Source organism: Bradyrhizobium sp. BLXBL-03, assembly GCF_051853015.1.
Lineage (GTDB): Bacteria > Pseudomonadota > Alphaproteobacteria > Rhizobiales > Xanthobacteraceae > Bradyrhizobium > Bradyrhizobium manausense.
This window is the reverse complement of sequence record NZ_CP182470.1, coordinates 8,313,788-8,330,695: the sequence shown is the minus strand read 5'-3', so window position 1 is coordinate 8,330,695 and position 16,908 is coordinate 8,313,788. Positions and strand designations below refer to the sequence as shown.

Genomic DNA, 16,908 nt, shown 5'->3' with positions numbered 1-16,908 from the left:
CCGCGCGTTATGACGGCCGTCCGCCTTCCGCATCGGGCTCGCGTGCACTCAACGCCGACTGCTCCAGCAACTCCGCTAGCATCCTGACGGCCTCCGTTAACTTTAGGACTTCGCGCTCACGCAGTTGGTCGATCTTCTCGTGCAGCAACTCTATCTCGAGCTCCGCTTTCACATTGATCCGGTAGTCGTTCTCCGCAGCCTTGCGATCGATGTCCTGCTGCCGGTTCTGACTCATCATGATGACCGGCGCCGCGTAGGCGGCCTGGAACGAAAGCGCGAGATTGAGAAGAATGAACGGGTAGGGGTCCCAGCCCTCCATCGCGCCGACCAGGTTGGCGGTTATCCAGGCAAATAGGATCCCGCTCTGGATGATGATGAAGGTCCACGAGCCCATGACGGCGGCGACCGTGTCCGCTATCCTTTGCCCCAGCGTCGGGCGTGCCGCTGTCGCGGGCTCGTCTATGGCCTGAAGCCGAAGGGAACGGCGCGCTTCTCTCAAGTCGGCGAGCAGGTCGTGCTCAGCCGGCTCCATGCCGCCGGGGTTTCCCTCCATCCTGCCAGCACCCGTTCCGCTCGATTGCGCGGTCGATTTCGTCTTTGTGCCCGTCTTCGACCCAGCGCGTAACCACCACGTAGCTCATGTGTCGCCCTTTCGCTGGTGCTACCTGACGGCAACGCCGTTCCAGAAAGCCACGTAGTCCTTAATGTTCGCGGCCGCCGTCGACGGCTCCGGGTAGTACCACGCGGCGTTCTCGTTGGTCTTTCCGTCCACTACCAACGAGTAGTACCTCGCTGTACCCTTCCACGGGCAGCGGCTCGTCTTCGAAGTCGCTTGCAGGAATTCCTTGCGGACGCTCCCGGGCGGGAAGTAGTGGTTTCCCTCGACGACGACCGTCTTATCTGACTCCGCGATCGTCGCGCCGTTCCAAGTAGCCGTCGTCATTCCTTGTTTCCTCGTCCCGCTACGTTGTTGCGATGACTCCGACGCTATCGCACGCCGCGGCCTCTGCGAAATAACGATCGGGAATGGATTGCATAGCGCTAACGCTTCGCCGGACCATGCCCGCTAGGGGACATCGACCGACCAGTCACGAAGCCGCGCGACCTTGACGAAAGCGTCCAGCGCGGGCGAGTAGCGGCGCCCCTGCACAGCCAGCAGCCGCACCTCCCGCGAAACCGGGTCGCCTTCGAGCGGAATGGTCTTGAGCGTCGGAAGGCGCGGCATGTGCTCGGGCGCGAGTATCACGCCGAAGCCAGCCGCGGCCATGTGCTGTAGGTGCAAGTCGTGACCGCTGCGGTACCCGAGGCGGGGCGGTTCATCGGGGAAATACGACCGTTGGATCTTGGGGGCGACGTCGCATCCGGCGCGTTCCAGTAAGACGGTCTCGCGGAGGTCGTCGATGCCGATCGAGGGACGGTTTGCGAGCCGGTGTGTCGGCGCGAGAACCGCGACGTAGCGCTCCTCGAACAGCGACCAGTAGTCGATGCGGGCTGGTATGTCCTGCACGTCCCCGACCATGGCGGCGTTGATCTCACCCTCAAGCAAAAGGTCGACGAGCTTCTCCGCTGCGCCCTCACGCAGCTCAACCTGAAGTCCAGGGACGATCTTTGCGATCTCCGCGATCGGATCGAGGACGAGCGACGCCGAGATTGAGGGAGCGAGGCCGATCTTCAGTGGCGCGACCTCCTTGCGTTGGAACTCCTGGGCTCTGCGACGCACCGCCTCTGCCGAGGCCAATGTGCGCTCCAGCATCGGAAGGACTTCCTTCCCAAGGTCCGTGAGCTGCGTCAGCTCGCGCTCGCGGTAGATCAACTGGCCGCCGAGCCTCTGCTCGAGTCTCTGTACCCCTTTGGTCAGGGCGGGTTGCGTGACATTGCATTGCTCGGCTGCGCGGGTGAAATTGAGTGTGGACGCGACGGCGAGGAAGTAGCGAACTTGATGAAGCTCCATGGGTAGATCTTCCGTAAGGGTCGCAGTTGCGCTCCGAGTTCCCTTGGAACCAGCGGGCAGGGCCGCTTATTGACCCGCTAGCGCCGTTGTAGCGAGTAAAGCCCGGCAAATCGCTCCAAATTGCTGCTAAAAATACGAGGATCTGCGTCCGCCGTATCCAGCAGACTAAGGGACGGCTGGCATTTCTAAGGCGAGGGAGTACGATTTTCCCCAGGCTGAAAAGAGACCGCGCGTATGGCGCACGAAGAGCTCGATCAGCCGACTTCATGCCGAAGCCCGAGAGACTGACAGATGGTGCAGCAGTCGCTGAACGTCCCGTGCTCGGACGGTAGCTCTGAGGTGTTGTGGGAGGAAGGCGAGCGCGTGTTGAGCCGTGGCTGGCGACTGGACGACAATGGCAATCGGCTCGCCGTGCTGCTTGATGCCCGTGCCGTCGACCATCCGTCCCGCTCAAGACTCGATCGCCTCGCTCACGAATTGAGCTTGAAGGATGAACTGGACGCAGCCTGGGCTGTGCGACCGCTCAAGGTGGAGCGCGGCAGCGGCCGAACCATGCTACTGGTGCTCGAGGATCCCGGCGGCGAGCCGCTTGCTAGGCTGCTCGACTCGCCCCTGGATGTGGAATGCTTCTTGGCCCTCGCGATCGGCGCTGCAACAGCTCTAGGCAAGCTTCACCAACGCGGCCTCATCCACAAAGACATCAAGCCAGCTAACATTGTGGTGCACTGCGCTGATGGACGCGTGCGGCTCACCGGATTTGGCATCGCATCGCGCCTGTCCCGCGAGCGGCAGGCGCCCGAGCCGCCCGAGACCATCGCCGGTACGCTTGCCTACATGGCACCCGAACAAACCGGGCGGATGAACCGTTCGATCGATGCCCGCAGCGATCTCTACGCGCTCGGCGTCACGCTGTACCAGATGCTCACGGGCGTTCTGCCCTTAACGGCGGCCGATCCCATGGAGTGGGTGCACTGCCATATTGCGAGAAAGCCGGTGCCGCCAAGGGAGCGGTTAGAGAGTGTCCCGGCGCCCATCTCGGCGATCATCATGAAACTGCTCGCCAAGACACCTGAGGATCGTTACCAGACCGCTGGCGGTGTCGAGCGCGATCTGCGACGCTGCCTGGCGGAATGGGAAGCGCGCCGCCACATCGATGCCTTCCCGCTCGGCCTGCAGGACATGCCGAGCCAGCTGCTGATGCCCGAAAGGCTGTACGGAAGGGATCGTGAGATCGCGACGTTGCTTTCTTGCTTCGATCGCATCATCAAGACCGGTGTGCCAGAGTTGGTGCTGATCTCAGGATATTCCGGCATCGGCAAGTCCTCAGTCGTCGACGAACTACACAAAGTGCTGGTGCCGTCGCGCGGCCTGTTCGCGTCCGGCAAGTTCGACCAGTACAAGCGCGATATCCCTTACGCGACACTGGTGCAGGCTTTTCAAAGTCTCGTCCGGCCTCTCCTCAGCAAGAGCGACACCGAGTTGGCTAGCTGGCGCCACGCGCTTCTAGAGGCGCTGGGATCGAACGGGCGGCTCATGATCGACCTCATACCCGAACTCAGGCTAATCATCGGAGACCAGCCACCGGTTCCTGAGTTGCCGCCACAGCAGGCACAAAGCCGCTTTCAACTCGTATTTCGCCGCTTCATTGGCACATTTGCCCGACCGAACCATCCACTGGCGCTCTTCCTCGACGACCTGCAGTGGCTCGACGCGGCGACGCTTGATCTACTGGAGGACCTGTTGCGGCCAGATGTGGAGCACCTCATGCTGATCGGTGCCTATCGCGACAACGAAGTCGCTGCGGCGCATCCGCTAATGAGTAAGCTCGAAGCCATCAAGGCCTGCGGCGGAAAGATCTCGGAGATCAAGCTGTCGTCGCTCGCCCAAGATCACCTTGGGCAGTTGATCGCAGACGCTCTTCGCTGCGAGTTGGAGCGCGCTGCGCCGCTTGCGAAGCTGGTGCACGTGAAGACCGGGGGCAATGCGTTTTTTTCCATTCAGTTCCTGTCTTCGCTCGTCGAGGAAGGATTACTCACATTCGATCATGATGGCGCGCGCTGGTCCTGGGATATCGACCGCATTCAAGCCAAGGGGTACACCGATAACGTCGTTGATCTTGTAGTCGGGAAGCTCACCCGCCTGCCGACCGAGACGCAGAATGCATTGCAGCGGTTGGCTTGTCTTGGAAACCTTGCCGAAGGCGCAGCACTTTCGATGGTCCTCGGGATTTCTGAGGGGCAGCTCGATACGGCTCTGTGGCCGGCCCGTCATCAGGAGTTGATCGAACATGTGGCAGGCGGTTACCGGTTCGTCCACGATCGCGTTCGGGAGGCCGCCTACGAGCTGATTCCGGAGCAACTGCGCGGCGAGGCGCACCTTCGAATAGGCAGACTGCTCGCGGCGCATACGCCTCCCGAAAAAGCGGAGAAGGCGATCTTCGATATCGTCAATCAGCTCAATCGCGGGGCGAGCTTAATGACGTCGATGCAGGAGCGCGAGCAGCTCGCCGCGCTCAATCTGCTCGCGGGCGAGCGTGCTAAAGCCTCAACTGCGTACGTCTCGGCGCTGAGCTATCTAACCGCCGGTACCGCATTGTTGGCGGAGGATTGCTGGGTGCGCCGGCGCGAGCTCCCCTTCGCGCTTGAACTGAATCGGGCCGAATGCGAGTTCCTCACCGGTGCGCTGGCGGAAGCGGAGCGGCGCTTGGAAGCGCTTTCGGCTCGCGCCACAAATCCGGTCGAGCAAGCGACCGTCGCGTGTCTGCGCGTGGATCTGTACGTGACCCTCAATCAGAGCCCCCGCGCGGTCGCCGTCGGTCTCGATTTCCTCCGGCATCTCGGCATAGAGTGGTCGCCGCATCCGACGGCGGAGGAAGCGCGCCGCGAATACGAGCGGATCTGGTCAACCCTCGGAGACCGGCCGATCGAGGCGCTTGTCGAGCTGCCTTTGCTAAGCGACCCGGCATCCCTGGCAAACCTTGATGTTCTGATCAAGCTCGCGGTGCCTGCCTTGCATACGGATGCGAATCTGCTTTCCCTAGTCAGCTGCCGGGCAATCAACCTTAGCCTCGAGAGTGGCAACTGTGACGCATCGAGCCTAGCCTATATAGCGCTTGGCGTCGTCGCTGGGCCACGCTTCGGCGACTACCAGGCCGGATTTCGATTTGGGCAGCTCGGCTATGATTTGGTCGAAAAGCGAGAGCTGAAGCGCTTCCAGACCGGGATTTTTCTCAACTTTGGGAGCATGGTGATTCCTTGGACGAGACATATCCGGGGTGGCCGCGATCTGGTGCGTCGCGCGTTGGAAACCGCAAACCGAAGTGGTGATCTCAATTTTGAGGCGTCCTGCTACGCCCACCTGAACACTAACCTTCTCGCGGCGGGCGATCCACTCGATGAGGTGCAACGCGAGGCCGAGCGTGGTCTCAAGTTTGCGCTGAAGATGCGCTTCCGTCTCGCCATTGACCGCATCCGAATCCAACTCGGATTGATTCGGACTCTTCGCGGCTTGACGCCGACATTTGGCTCATTTGACGAAGAGGGCTTCGATGAGCATCTCTTCGAGCACGGTTTGGCAAATAACCCAGGGTTGGCGCTGGCCGAAGGCTGGTACTGGATCCGCAAGATGCAGGCGCGCTTCTTCGCCGGCGACAACGCGGGCGCCCTCGAGGCCTCAGGGAGGGCGCAACGGCTGCTGTGGACATCACCGTCAATGTTCGAAACGGCGGAGTTTAGCTTCTATGATGCGCTTGCTCATGCGGCGTCATGTCATCGCGCCCCTCCCAAGGAGAGACAGCAACATTTTGAAGCTCTTCTGGCCCACCACAAACAACTCGAAGTATGGGCAAAACACTGTGCGGAAAACTTCGAGAACCGCGCTGCATTGGTTGGTGCGGAGATCGCCCGGATTGATGGCCGCGCGTTCGATGCCATGAGCCTTTATGAACAAGCCATCCGTTCGGCACAGGCAAACGGCTTTGTCCACAACGAGGCGCTCGCCAACGAGTTGGCGGCGCGCTTTTACACCGCGTGCGGCTTCGAGCAAATTGCGAACCTATACCTGCGAAACGCCCGGGACTGCTACCTGCGCTGGGGCGCGGACGGCAAGGTGCGCCAACTCGATGCGATGTATCCGTACCTCAGAATGGAAGAGCCCACACCTGCTCCGACAAGCACAATCGCAGCGTCTGTCGAGCAACTCGACCTAGCAACAGTGATCAAGGTGTCGCAGGCCATATCGGGCGAGATCGTGCTGGAGAAGCTGCTCGAAACGCTTATGCGCACGGCGCTTGAACAGGCCGGCGCCGAGCGAGGCTTGTTGATTGTTTCACGCGGGGCTGAGCAGCGGATCGTCGCCGAAGCCTCGAGCGATGGCGACTTGGTGGCGGTACATGTGCGCGACGCGGATGTGACTGCGACAGTACTGCCGGAGTCGGTGCTCCACTATGTCCTACGCACCCGGGAAAGCGTTATTCTCGACGATGCGTCATCTCACAATCCATTCTCTGCCGATCCCTACATCATTAAGAGTTATCTCCGCTCTGTTCTCTGTTTGCCGTTAATCAAACAGGGAAAGATTACAGGAATTCTCTACCTGGAGAACAATCTGACACCCAGAGTCTTTACGCGCGACCGCGTCGCTTTGTTGACGGTGCTTGCGTCGCAGGCGGCGATCTCGCTCGAGAATTCGCGGCTTTATCGCGACGTCGCAGATCGCGAAGGTAAGATTCGGCGTTTGGTTGACGCTAACATCATTGGGATCATCATTGCCGACCTCGAAGGTCGAATTCTTGAAGCCAATGACGCGTTTCTACGGATCGTAGGATATGACCGGGAGGACTTGGTCTCAGGCCGCGTGCGCTGGACCGAGCTGTCCCCGCCCGAATGGCGCGAGCGGGACATATTGACCCAGACAGGACTGAGCTCAACCGGGATAGTTCAGCCCTTTGAGAAAGAGTATATTCGCAAGGATGGCAGCCGCGTTCCTGTGCTTATTGGCGCCGCGATGTTCAAGGAAGGAGGTGATAAAGGCCTCGCTTTCGTGCTTGATTTGACCGAACGCAAACGTGCCGAGGACAGGCTGCGCCGCACCGAAGCCTGGCTAAGCCAATCAGAGAGTCTAAGCCGTAGCGGAACCCGGGTCTATAATGCGACAACGAACCGGTATATTTATTGGTCCGACGAGAGCTACAGAATCTGGGGGTTTGATCCGCAGCAGGGCATTCCAAGCCGTGACGATATGTTTCGACGCATCCACCCGGAAGATCGAGACCGAGTGAGCGAAAAAATTCAAGAAGTAGTGCGCCAGAAAACAGACTTCGCAACCTTCGAGTTCAGAATCTTACTTCCTGATGGAACAATCAAATACGTTGAGCTAACCAGCCGTCAGCTGTTTTCTTCCGAGGGCGCGTTTTTGGAGGCGGTGACCTGTACGGTCGATGTGACGCAACGCAAGCGCACCGAGCAAGCCTTGCGGGATAGTGAAGCGAAGTTTCGAGCAGCCATGGACGGGATAGCCGGACTCGTTGCGATCATGGCTCCGAGCGGTGAACTCGAATCCGTCAACAGCCCACTCACCGAGTATTTCGGCCGGACTGTCGAAGAGCTGAAGAACTGGGGGACAGGCGATGCAGTACATCCTGAAGACCTTCCCCGTGTCCGTGAAGCTTACGAGACGTCAATCGCCGCCGGTACTCCCTTCCATCACGAATTACGCCTGAGACGCTTTGACGGCGAATATCGGTGGTTTGAAAATCGCGGGGCCCCAATTCGCGATGAGTCAGGGCGGATCACCCGTTGGTACTGTCTGCTGACCGACATCGAAGATCGCACGCAAGCTCTGGCGCGGTTAGAGCAGATGCAATCAGATTTTGCTCACATGAACCGCGTGAGCATGATGGGCGAATTGGCAGCCTCGCTGTCGCACGAAATCGCGCAACCGATCGCCAGCGCACGCAACAACGCCCGGGCGGCCCAGAATTTCCTGAAGATGCAGCCGCCGGACCTGGACGAGGTCAGGGAAGCACTTTCCTGTGCCGTCGGAGATGCTGATCGGGCCGGAGAAATCATCGATCGCATCCGAGAGCAAATCAAGAAAGCGCCGCCGCGAAAGGAGTGTTTTGATCTCAACGTGGCAATCAAGGAAGTGATCGGATTGGCTCGAAGCGTGACCCTGAGGAATGGCGTTTCGGTTCAGACCCGGCTTGCGGAGGGACTAGCGGCAGTTTTGGGGGATCGCGTTCAGCTGCAACAGGTCTTGCTGAATCTGATTCTAAATGCGGCTGAAGCAATGGGTTCAATGGAGGAGGGAGCGAAAGAGCTATTGATCAGCACAGAGGAAGGCCAGGCAGGCGTCGTCGTGGCCGTGCGCGATTCTGGGCCAGGCATTGTTCCGGAGCATCTCGACCGGGTCTTTGACGCCTTCTACACCACGAAGCCCAGGGGAACGGGCATGGGGCTCTCGATCTGCCGGTCAATCATCCGCGCTCATGGCGGCAGGCTATGGGCGGAGGCGAACGAACCCCGCGGCGCCGTGTTTCAGTTCACCTTGCCGGGAGCGGAACGGGAGCTCACGACCCCTCATCAGACGAGCTCGCCGACCTGAGAGCCGCGCAAACACATCGTGTGAGATGGTCCTCATCGACCGGCTTACGCAGATAGCACAAGACCCCATCGTTCAGGGCGCGAGCCCGGTCGGCATCATTGGGAAAGGCCGTCACGAGGATTGTCGGTATCGCGTTGCCCGTGGCAATAAGATGCCGGTAGAGTTCGAGCCCGGTCATGGCAGGCATATGGATGTCGGCGATTAGGCAAGCTGTTTCGGCAAGCCGCGGGGAGGCGAGAAAATCCGCTGCAGACGAGAAAATGTCGACCGTATAGCCCAGCGATCTCAAGAGCCTGCACATGGACTCACGAAGGAACCGATCATCTTCGACGACCGAAACCAGTACCTTTTTCATCGTACCGTCCATGGCCGTTCGCTGGACGCGTCTTCGGGCGGACAACTATCGAATAATAGTGAGGCTCCGCGTCGAAATTGCTCTCTCGCTCTGAGAGCATGCCACCAGTGCGCCGCCTGTGCCCCGTAAACTTTGGTTTATCTGGACGATGATTGCGAAGCCAATCCGGGATGGCTTGTGATAGAGGCTTCCGCCGGACGAAAGCAGTCGCGGGATCGCAGCGGGCGAACTCTAGAACTCGCCCGACCGCCGTAAACCTTCGTATCATCGTCCCGCCCCCTTTGCATGCCCCGCGCTCAACCTGCGCTCAATTGAGCCGTTGGTGACAATCCTCTTAGTCTTGGTGCGTCCGAAATGCACAGAGGCCAAAAGGAGCAAACAATGACTTACCGCTCGGAAAGTCACGGGTCCGACAAGGCCATGCGATGCGCAGTCTGTGAGGGCAAGTTTGGTCTCGTCCGACATTATTCGTGGCGAACGCCGCTTTGCTCGAGGAAGTGCGTCGATCGCTTCAAGGCGCGCCGCCAAAGTGACCACAATTGGATAGGCTGGTTCCAAATCGCTTGCGGCCGGTCGCCCGAAAACCGCGCGAGGGCGTCATGACGCTTCAGATCTCACAACGAGGCAAGGAATATTTGAAGACGGCGCAGACTTTGCTTCGCACTGCCGGAACCATGACTGACCAACTGATTGCGGCTCAGCTTAAGGCTCTTGCCGACGACTACGAGCGGCGAGCCGAGAAGGCTTCGCTCGACGATGCAGCAAAGGCATTGGTTCAATCCGACGAGCGCTGACTACGAGTGGCACTCATGAGCTGATGGGCAGCTTTCCTCAGCAGCTATCGGGCCCGTCAGACATGGACTTCAGCCGAAAGTCGAGCCGTGTCAGCGCGGGTAAGCTTTGATGTGCCCGGCGCGCATCCTTCAAAAAAAGGGGCTGTTCAGGTTTCAGGATTGGGACTAGAAATGCGCGATCTGCCGGACCTGCAAACCAAGATGCAGGCTGATTTTCGTGGTCTCTTCCGAGTGGCAGCGATGTCTGACGCAACCTCCACAGTGTTGGTCATCGACGACGATCCGGATCTCCGTGCGTCGGTCGGACGCCTGCTGCGATCGCTCGGAATTGACGTTCAGCTATTTGCCTCCATTTCTGACTTCCTCAAATCCGATCCACCGGATTGCCCCACCTGCCTGGTGCTCGATATCAGATTGCCTGGCCAAAGCGGCCTCGATTTCCAGCGCGAGTTAGCTGCGGCAAACAGGGAGATCCCGATCATCTTCGTCACGGGCCACGGCGACATACCGATGTCCGTGCAGGCAATGAAGCGGGGTGCGATCGAGTTCCTGACCAAGCCGTACCGCGACCAGGATCTTCTCGATGCCATTCAGCTTGGCTTGGCCCGGGATCGCGCGCGGCGGGAGAATGACAAGGACTTGGTTTCCCTTAGGCAGCGTTTCGCCTCCCTTAGCCCCCGGGAGCGCGAGATCGTAATTCAGGTGGCGCGCGGCCGTCTGAGCAAACAGATTGCCCACGATATCGGCATCGCCGAAGCCACGGTGAAGGTCCATCGCAGCAGGGCGATGCAGAAGATGCAGGCCGGCTCGCTTCCAGAACTCGGCCGGATGGCTGACAAGCTCAATCTGGTGCCTGTCACACCGCAACGCTCTTAAGATGCGGTTTTGCGGGATCTACTATTCGCGCGCCAGGCTGAGCTAACAGCCGCGCAATATCCAAGCATTCCAGGAGAAAAAGGCCGGCGGGCGTTACGCCGCCGACCGTTTCTTGCAACTGCCGGCTCGCGGGTCCGGTTCCGCTGCGATTCTCCTCTCCGAGCACCAGAGCAAACTAAGAGCGGCTGCTATGCACCGGCGTCAGCATCGATTGAATCGTTACCACACAGGGGCCGCCGACTCTATCGTACGTCAGTATTGCGCGATTGTTCCAAGGGAGGTTCGGCTACCGATTTTGGATACTGCAATTGTACGCCGGTTTATCGATTGCGGAGTGCCGCGCAGATGTGCGGTGGCCTGAAGTTCTCCTGTTGGGTGAGTATTGTGATGTGCACCAAGCCCTGTTTTCGCGAACTAATTACAATCTGCGGTATTCCACCGACTTGAACCGGCCATAGCACTCGCAATCTGCCGCCCGATCGACGCCGTCCACGGCTTGTAAATCTTGGTTTAGGCAACGCAACCAAATCTGTCGTTGGTGCCACGCGCGTCGAATAGCTCGTCGTACTCCAAATCAATCAGATTACAGGTCACCACCTTTGTGGGGATCAGCCCTGGCAAGGCAAGCGAGGTCATTATGCGATCGAGTGCATTCGGACGCCTGGAGCAATTTCATCTCGAACCGGAGCTTGAGGTCGGACGCGCCCTTCAACGTCGGGCTGCGGTCAGGCCACTCTTCGAGAAACGAACCGAACCAGCGGGCGCAAGGCCAACAGAAGTGTCGTTCGGGCCGTTTCGTCTTCTTCGATCGCAGTTCCTTTTGCTGGAAGGCCACAAGCCCGTGCCTCTCGGAAGTCGCGCATTGCAAATTCTGATTGCTTTGCTCGAACGCCCCGGAGAGTTGGTCAGCAAGCAGGATCTGATGGCTCGCGTGTGGCCGAATGTGTTCGTCGAGCCGGCCAACCTCACGGTTCATATGTCAGCGCTGCGTCGCACATTGCGAGACGGCCAGGGTGGGAATCGCTTCATCGTCAACATCCCCGGACGAGGCTACTGTTTCGTCGCCTCAGTCGCTATGTGGACCCACGAGAATTGAGCGCAACTGGCGGAAGTATGGGAGAATTCGGTTAGGTATGACCCTGGTCGTGACAAATAGCAGAGCAGCCGTTCACTATAGCGAATATTCGGTCAGCTCCTGGACCGTATTCGGCCGGCTGCAAGTTTCGCGTTGTTCGCCGGCTTTCAGAGATGAGGGCGGCGGACTCTCCGCCTGCATCGAAAACCGTCATTTGCTGGTTCCTAAGCCAAGGCTTATCTAGCGCGCAACTACAGCCGTATCATGAACAGCCCACGTGCAATAGAAAGATAGACCGAAAAAAATGTAACCCTCCTCGCACAACTCGCGTTCTGGAGTCCGCCCATGAGGAGAGTCACTGTTCTCGTCGCTTCTGCTCTGATCAATGCATCAACAATTCCTGGCCTTGCGACGCCCACGCCAAACAAGGATGTGTTCGTCGCTCGCGCGGTCTCGGCGAGTGTACAAAGCAAGCTCGATAAAGCGGCCGATAACGAGAAGGCTTGTCGCGCCTACGCCGCCTCCTCTTATGAGTCCGCGGTGCTGCGGCAAATCGCTGCCGGTCGGGTCGACGGCGCGCGGATGTTAACTGCGGTCGAGTCTGTGATTAACGCTTTCAAAGACGTATTCGCCACGAAATGCGGCAGCTGACCATCACTGTTCTCTGACAATGATAATTCACGAGGTCCGCAGATGATCATATTCCCGCTCATAACCAGCTGGATGTGGTTTCAGATCGTCATAGCGTTACCGCTCCCATTTTCCGGCCGTGAGGTTGAACATGACCCAGGATTGTTTCCATTGCTCTACGACCCAGTAGCGAATGAGGTCGATCTGCCGCCGCGCGCATTCGGCACGATTTGCTGAGATTTGGATTGTTTCACTCGCACCGACATTGCTCGTCGCTTACCAATTTGGCTCACTGAGGCGACCGCTTCCCAAGTCCTGGGCGCGCGGAGCTTCCCCTTCGCCGTGCGCCCGCGGCCGGTCCTTCCCTCCCGGGGACTGGCCCCCCCTTCTCAGAGCCGTTGCGACGGTGCCGGATCAGGTGGGTATGGAGGACTCGAATTGACAAGTCTTGGAAGCCCAGTCGTTGAGCGCAAGAGGGATGGAGACTCGCGGCAGCGTGCCAAGCGTTTCTCAGGCATCCTAATAACGGTCGGCTATCGACTTCATGGCGAGAGGTGATTTTCCTCTAGATCGTTGCAGGCTCAATGTTCGAGCTGTCGTCGCGCGCCCTCGTACACGTGCCGAAGTCAGTGCTCCTTTTTACGACGGCAAGCCCGGAGGTCCCACATGCAAATCAAAGAGACACCAGACGTTTCCTTCCCCGGCGTGGTCGACAACTCAACGCTGGAGGATGTCGTCGTCCTCGCAGACAGCGCCGGCGTCGCGCATGGAGTGCAGTGCGCATTCAGCGCGAGGGTGCGGAGTGTCTGCGATGATGGTAGCGGCCTCATCGCCAGATGCGTGGAGATTCCGGTCGTCGGGTGCGACGGCCAGATCTCCGGGGTCCTGTGCCGGACCGCCCCACGGTCCGGCACGCTCGGCGTGTTCTCCTCCCGCAGGCCGGCGAGGGCGATCGGGGACGCGGCGCAGTTCGTGGTCCACGATATCAACAACCTTCTCGCTGTGATCGGCAGCGGCCTGGACCTGCTTGAGTGCCGGAGCGATACCGCATACCAAAAGGCGATCATCAGCAGGATGCAGCGCGCGGTCACGCGTGGAGCGTTGCTCACCCGTCAGCTCCTCGACGCTACGCGACCATGCCCCGAGTCGATCGGGGGGGTCGTCGCAGGCAGCCGCCTCTCAGCGCTTGCGAGCACACTGGACCAGGCGTTGCGTCCCGACATCACGGTCCGCACCGATATCGCCCCTGATTTGTGGGACTTCGACGCTGACTCGGAGGAGCTGTACTTCGCGCTGCTGAACCTCTGCCGAAACTCGGCTGACGCCATGCCAAGGGGCGGTGCGATCACCGTCGCGGCGCGGAACGTCGAACCTTCCGCTGGCGCGGCCCGGGGTTTCATCGAGATCGTCGTCGCCGACGACGGGGAGGGTATGCCCGACGACGTTCTCTCGAAGGCATTCACCCCGTACTTCACGACAAAGGCCGCGGGCAGCGGCACCGGCCTCGGGCTCCTTCAGGTCAAGCGGTTCGCGGAAGAACGAGGCGGCGCCGTCTGTATTGAGAGCGAGCGGGGTGTCGGCACGCTGGTGCACCTCTTCCTCCCGCGCGTGCGCGCAGCTGGGGTCCCCGGCAGTATCGTCGGCGCCGAGATCGCGTACATGCCGTCAGCCGACGGCGGCGTATACCACATCGTCAACCGAGCGACGGCTGCGCCGACTTCGTAGCCGGCCCGAGCACCTGGCTCAGCGCGCGATACGACTGGAATGCTTCGCGGATCAAAGGCTGCGCTAGGTTCGGACCAGCGCGATGTCGGCCAACGGCCGCCGTTGGGTGCATTCATGCTGAGCCGAGCAAGCAATCCGCTCCACGAATAACATTGTGACTTAGTTGAGGCTGGGCGGGCCTCGTAGACTCTGTAATTTCTTCTTCGCGGTCAGGCCTCCCGCGAGAATCCCTCGTGAACTACAAGCGCTCCGGCGTGGGCGCGACATGCGCGCTCGCTAGTGGCCGACAAAAACGCTGCGATAGCCGACCCGCGCAAACGGAGTGCCCCGGCTCGTGCGTCCCGTGACGTCGACGCGGATGGTGTAGGTGCCGTCGATGGTCTTTGTGGTAGGGGCGCGGATCACGGTAGCTGCGTCCTTGTAACTCGTCTGACCGGGATGAACGAGATGAACGCGGCCCATACGGTAGCTAAACGGATCCTGTCCCGTCGCGCGGAGGAAGTGCTCGCCCACGACTTGCGCCTGCTCGACCTCTCGCGGCAGCCGGTCCGCCTTCTTGAGGTCGCTCTGCCCGATGTTATCGTTCCACTGCTTAGCTAGCAGCCGCACCGATGCCAGCGGTGACGCGACGGTGGCGGACAGCGAGAGCCGCGGCAGGGCGTTGCCGCATTCGAGGACCGCGACCGACAGATCGAGCGGGCTTCCGGCAGCAAGGGGCTTGTCGAAGCGAGCGAGGTGCAGGCGCAGCGGCGATCGCACATAGGCGGCGACCGAGCACGTGACGGCGATACGAGACTGCATCGTCACCCGTAATTCGTAGATGCCCGCCGGGGGACGCTTTAGGTGGCACAAGAGGTAGCCTGAACCCCTCTTGCGTGCTATGCGGCTGAGATCGGCATGGGGCGACGAGATCGATCGCAACGTTGCCTCGAGCGCGACGCCGCTCTCGCGCGCCGCGATTGAGACGTCCAGGAAGTCGGCATCGTCGTCCACGAGTATCTCACGGCGAAATCCGGAAGAGCCATCATCGATATCAAAGCCGGGTATGGTTTCCTCCATCGCCATGTCGGCATCCGCTGTCACACCGTGTGCGACGTTGTAGATCTGGAACAGCCCCAGCTCGTCGGGACTGAAGAAGTAGGTGCCGCCGGTGGTCGCAGCGATGTGCTGCAGGAGCGCCTGGTTGCTGGAAGATCCCAGCGCGATGGTGTGGATCGGCACGTCTGCGGGAAACAGGGGCAGGATGCTGGCGACCGTGGGTGGCGCATTCTCGTATCCATCAGAAATGAGCAAAAGTGAGCGTCGCGCGGTGTCTGCCGCCAGTACGCCAAGGGCGCACTGGATTCCGGCACCGATGGAGGTCGCGCCGCCGAACGCGATGGCGGACACCGCCGATCGTGCCGCCGTGTAATCACCGGGAGATGCGATGATCGTCAACGGCAGCTCGACCGCGGCAGCCTCGTTAAAACTGACGATGCCGGTTGAATCGTTCAGGCTCATCAAATCGACTATTCGCCGCACGTTGCTGCGGGTAGCGTCGACATAGCCTGACGCGATCATGCTGCTGGACTTATCGATGACATGTACGACTGTCGCCGGCGAAACGAAGCGGGCGGCAAGAGCGAGCGTCTCGTGGGCGAGCGAGCGCATCGCGGCAGCCGCTTCTTGCACGGACAGCCGGGCGTCGGCGATCGGTGGCTGGAAAGCCCGGCCAATCTCAAGCTCAAAACCGAATATGCGATGGCCGAAGAACGCGTACTCGTCGAAGGTGCCGGCATGATTGCTCGTCGAACCGGTCCCGTACGTCTTTCCCGGCGTAACAGCCGCGATTGACGCGTTCATCGCGGTTTCAAGGGCTACGTAGATGGCATCGTCGTCGGGGGAGACCGGCTCCCTGTGGACAAATATTCCGCCGGTCGGCTGGGGCCGGTAGATATGCTCGCCGGCAGAATGGCAGTCGATCGCTGAGAGGATGTTGGGGAACGTCTCCACGATATAGCGGATGTTGCGGGCTTCAGGCTCCGAGAACGGGGAAGGGCCGTGATAGTAGTAGGAGCAAGGATCGCCCGACGAGCCGCTCTGTCCCCAATAAATGCTGAAATTGCGGTTCACGTCAGCGCCAGGGCAGGAAGGAAGCTGCGCATTGGGACGACGGTTCTTTCGCCACGTACAGTCGTCATGGTGCGAGTAGTTGATGCCGTCAGGATTTGCGGCGCCGACGAAAAGGATATCAAGGCCGTCGACGATCTCGTTAATCGCTATGATCTCCGGATCGTCGGAGCCGGGCGCGTATTGATTGAGAAGCTGCGATGCGAACTCTATGGCAGCGAGTGGCGGCGCCCATTCGCGCGCATGCAGTCCCGCGATGATTAGAAGCGCCGGCTTGGAGAAGTTGGACGGATTCGTAGTGATGCGAAACAGTTTGACTGTCGCCGGGCCATTAAGACTTGGCTGTGTTCCGTCATACCCAGTCGTAAGCTCGGGAAGATCGGTCAGCTCGGTGATAGCCGGAAAAGCCGCGTTTAGCGCCGCGAAAGCCGCGTCAATGCGAGGTGCATCGAGATATCCGGGATTTACGGGCGGGCAGTCGAGTGGCGCTCGAATGTCCACAGCCACGCCCGCATCTTTAAGCAATGCAATCTCGGCTTCAGACAAGACAGTGACGATATTGTCCTTACAACGCAGCGCATGATCCGCGCACAGCAAGCCTTGTTCCTGAAGGTGGCGGACAACATCCGCCGCAGCATCATCTGTGGGTAATGCGCATCGAAAGAACTTTGAAGACTGCGACATGCACTCGCCTCCCCAAGGTCAATGCTGCAGCTACCTCACGCAGGGGTGCAACCTCGCCGATTTTAACATCGCAATGTGCGACAACCTTAAGGGCGGTCCCTCGGGT

11 protein-coding genes are annotated in these 16,908 nt (G+C 60.0%); 6 read left to right on the top strand and 5 right to left on the bottom strand.

From position 1 onward, the window contains the following. Positions 1-7: 7 nt before the first annotated feature. The 3 genes from ACNJX9_RS39150 to ACNJX9_RS39140 all read right to left on the bottom strand — a co-directional run bounded on the left by ACNJX9_RS39150 (position 8) and on the right by ACNJX9_RS39140 (position 1,951). Positions 8-532 (bottom strand): DUF1003 domain-containing protein, encoded by a 525-nt coding sequence (locus tag ACNJX9_RS39150; protein ID WP_439407376.1) that lies wholly within the window; start codon positions 530-532, stop codon positions 8-10. A 129-nt stretch (positions 533-661) separates the two neighbouring features. Further along, positions 662-943 (bottom strand): DUF427 domain-containing protein, encoded by a 282-nt coding sequence (locus ACNJX9_RS39145; protein ID WP_439407375.1) that lies wholly within the window; start codon positions 941-943, stop codon positions 662-664. A gap of 123 nt (positions 944-1,066) precedes the next feature. Further along, complete coding sequence (locus ACNJX9_RS39140; protein WP_439407374.1) at positions 1,067-1,951, bottom strand: LysR family transcriptional regulator; 885 nt, start codon at positions 1,949-1,951, stop codon at positions 1,067-1,069. Positions 1,952-2,242: 291 nt separating this feature from the next. Between ACNJX9_RS39140 and ACNJX9_RS39135 the strand changes: the two genes are divergently transcribed. Then, positions 2,243-8,554, top strand: coding sequence for a PAS domain-containing protein (locus tag ACNJX9_RS39135; protein WP_439407373.1), 6,312 nt, complete (start codon positions 2,243-2,245; stop codon positions 8,552-8,554). Here ACNJX9_RS39135 and ACNJX9_RS39130 read toward each other — a convergent pair. Further along, positions 8,520-8,909, bottom strand: a complete 390-nt coding sequence (locus ACNJX9_RS39130) for a response regulator transcription factor (protein ID WP_259235090.1) — start codon at positions 8,907-8,909, stop codon at positions 8,520-8,522. The two genes, ACNJX9_RS39135 and ACNJX9_RS39130, sit on opposite strands and share 35 nt — an antisense overlap. Before the next feature lie 599 nt (positions 8,910-9,508). Here ACNJX9_RS39130 and ACNJX9_RS39125 point away from each other — a divergent pair. The 5 genes from ACNJX9_RS39125 to ACNJX9_RS39105 all read left to right on the top strand — a co-directional run bounded on the left by ACNJX9_RS39125 (position 9,509) and on the right by ACNJX9_RS39105 (position 14,009). Further along, a complete protein-coding gene (locus ACNJX9_RS39125) occupies positions 9,509-9,703 on the top strand; it encodes a hypothetical protein (protein WP_439407372.1) in 195 nt (64 codons plus the stop codon). 240 nt (positions 9,704-9,943) lie between these two features. Further along, positions 9,944-10,579 carry a response regulator transcription factor gene (locus tag ACNJX9_RS39120; protein ID WP_439410214.1) on the top strand — a complete coding sequence of 212 codons (636 nt, stop codon included), beginning with the start codon at positions 9,944-9,946 and terminating at the stop codon, positions 10,577-10,579. A 637-nt stretch (positions 10,580-11,216) separates the two neighbouring features. Beyond that, positions 11,217-11,675: a winged helix-turn-helix domain-containing protein gene (locus tag ACNJX9_RS39115; protein ID WP_439407371.1), complete on the top strand. Its 459-nt coding sequence runs from the start codon at positions 11,217-11,219 to the stop codon at positions 11,673-11,675. Positions 11,676-11,999: 324 nt separating this feature from the next. After that, positions 12,000-12,305 carry a hypothetical protein gene (locus ACNJX9_RS39110; protein WP_439407370.1) on the top strand — a complete coding sequence of 102 codons (306 nt, stop codon included), beginning with the start codon at positions 12,000-12,002 and terminating at the stop codon, positions 12,303-12,305. 645 nt (positions 12,306-12,950) lie between these two features. Beyond that, positions 12,951-14,009: a two-component system sensor histidine kinase NtrB gene (locus ACNJX9_RS39105; RefSeq protein WP_439407369.1), complete on the top strand. Its 1,059-nt coding sequence runs from the start codon at positions 12,951-12,953 to the stop codon at positions 14,007-14,009. A 276-nt stretch (positions 14,010-14,285) separates the two neighbouring features. On the opposite strand, the gene ACNJX9_RS39100 is transcribed toward ACNJX9_RS39105, so the two are convergent. After that, positions 14,286-16,802 carry a M14 family zinc carboxypeptidase gene (locus ACNJX9_RS39100; protein WP_439407368.1) on the bottom strand — a complete coding sequence of 839 codons (2,517 nt, stop codon included), beginning with the start codon at positions 16,800-16,802 and terminating at the stop codon, positions 14,286-14,288. Positions 16,803-16,908 lie beyond the last annotated feature (106 nt).

Excerpts from the sequence above, each read along its gene's own strand:
- ACNJX9_RS39115 (WP_439407371.1), top strand. The coding sequence starts at position 11,217 with ATGCGATCGAGTGCATTCGGACGCCTGGAGCAATTTCATCTCGAACCG.
- ACNJX9_RS39105 (WP_439407369.1), top strand. The coding sequence starts at position 12,951 with ATGCAAATCAAAGAGACACCAGACGTTTCCTTCCCCGGCGTGGTCGAC.
- ACNJX9_RS39100 (WP_439407368.1), bottom strand. The coding sequence starts at position 16,802 with ATGTCGCAGTCTTCAAAGTTCTTTCGATGCGCATTACCCACAGATGAT.
- ACNJX9_RS39110 (WP_439407370.1), top strand. The coding sequence starts at position 12,000 with ATGAGGAGAGTCACTGTTCTCGTCGCTTCTGCTCTGATCAATGCATCA.
- ACNJX9_RS39130 (WP_259235090.1), bottom strand. The coding sequence starts at position 8,909 with ATGAAAAAGGTACTGGTTTCGGTCGTCGAAGATGATCGGTTCCTTCGT.
- ACNJX9_RS39145 (WP_439407375.1), bottom strand. The coding sequence starts at position 943 with ATGACGACGGCTACTTGGAACGGCGCGACGATCGCGGAGTCAGATAAG.
- ACNJX9_RS39140 (WP_439407374.1), bottom strand. The coding sequence starts at position 1,951 with ATGGAGCTTCATCAAGTTCGCTACTTCCTCGCCGTCGCGTCCACACTC.
- ACNJX9_RS39135 (WP_439407373.1), top strand. The coding sequence starts at position 2,243 with ATGGTGCAGCAGTCGCTGAACGTCCCGTGCTCGGACGGTAGCTCTGAG.
- ACNJX9_RS39120 (WP_439410214.1), top strand. The coding sequence starts at position 9,944 with ATGTCTGACGCAACCTCCACAGTGTTGGTCATCGACGACGATCCGGAT.
- ACNJX9_RS39150 (WP_439407376.1), bottom strand. The coding sequence starts at position 532 with ATGGAGCCGGCTGAGCACGACCTGCTCGCCGACTTGAGAGAAGCGCGC.
- ACNJX9_RS39125 (WP_439407372.1), top strand. The coding sequence starts at position 9,509 with ATGACGCTTCAGATCTCACAACGAGGCAAGGAATATTTGAAGACGGCG.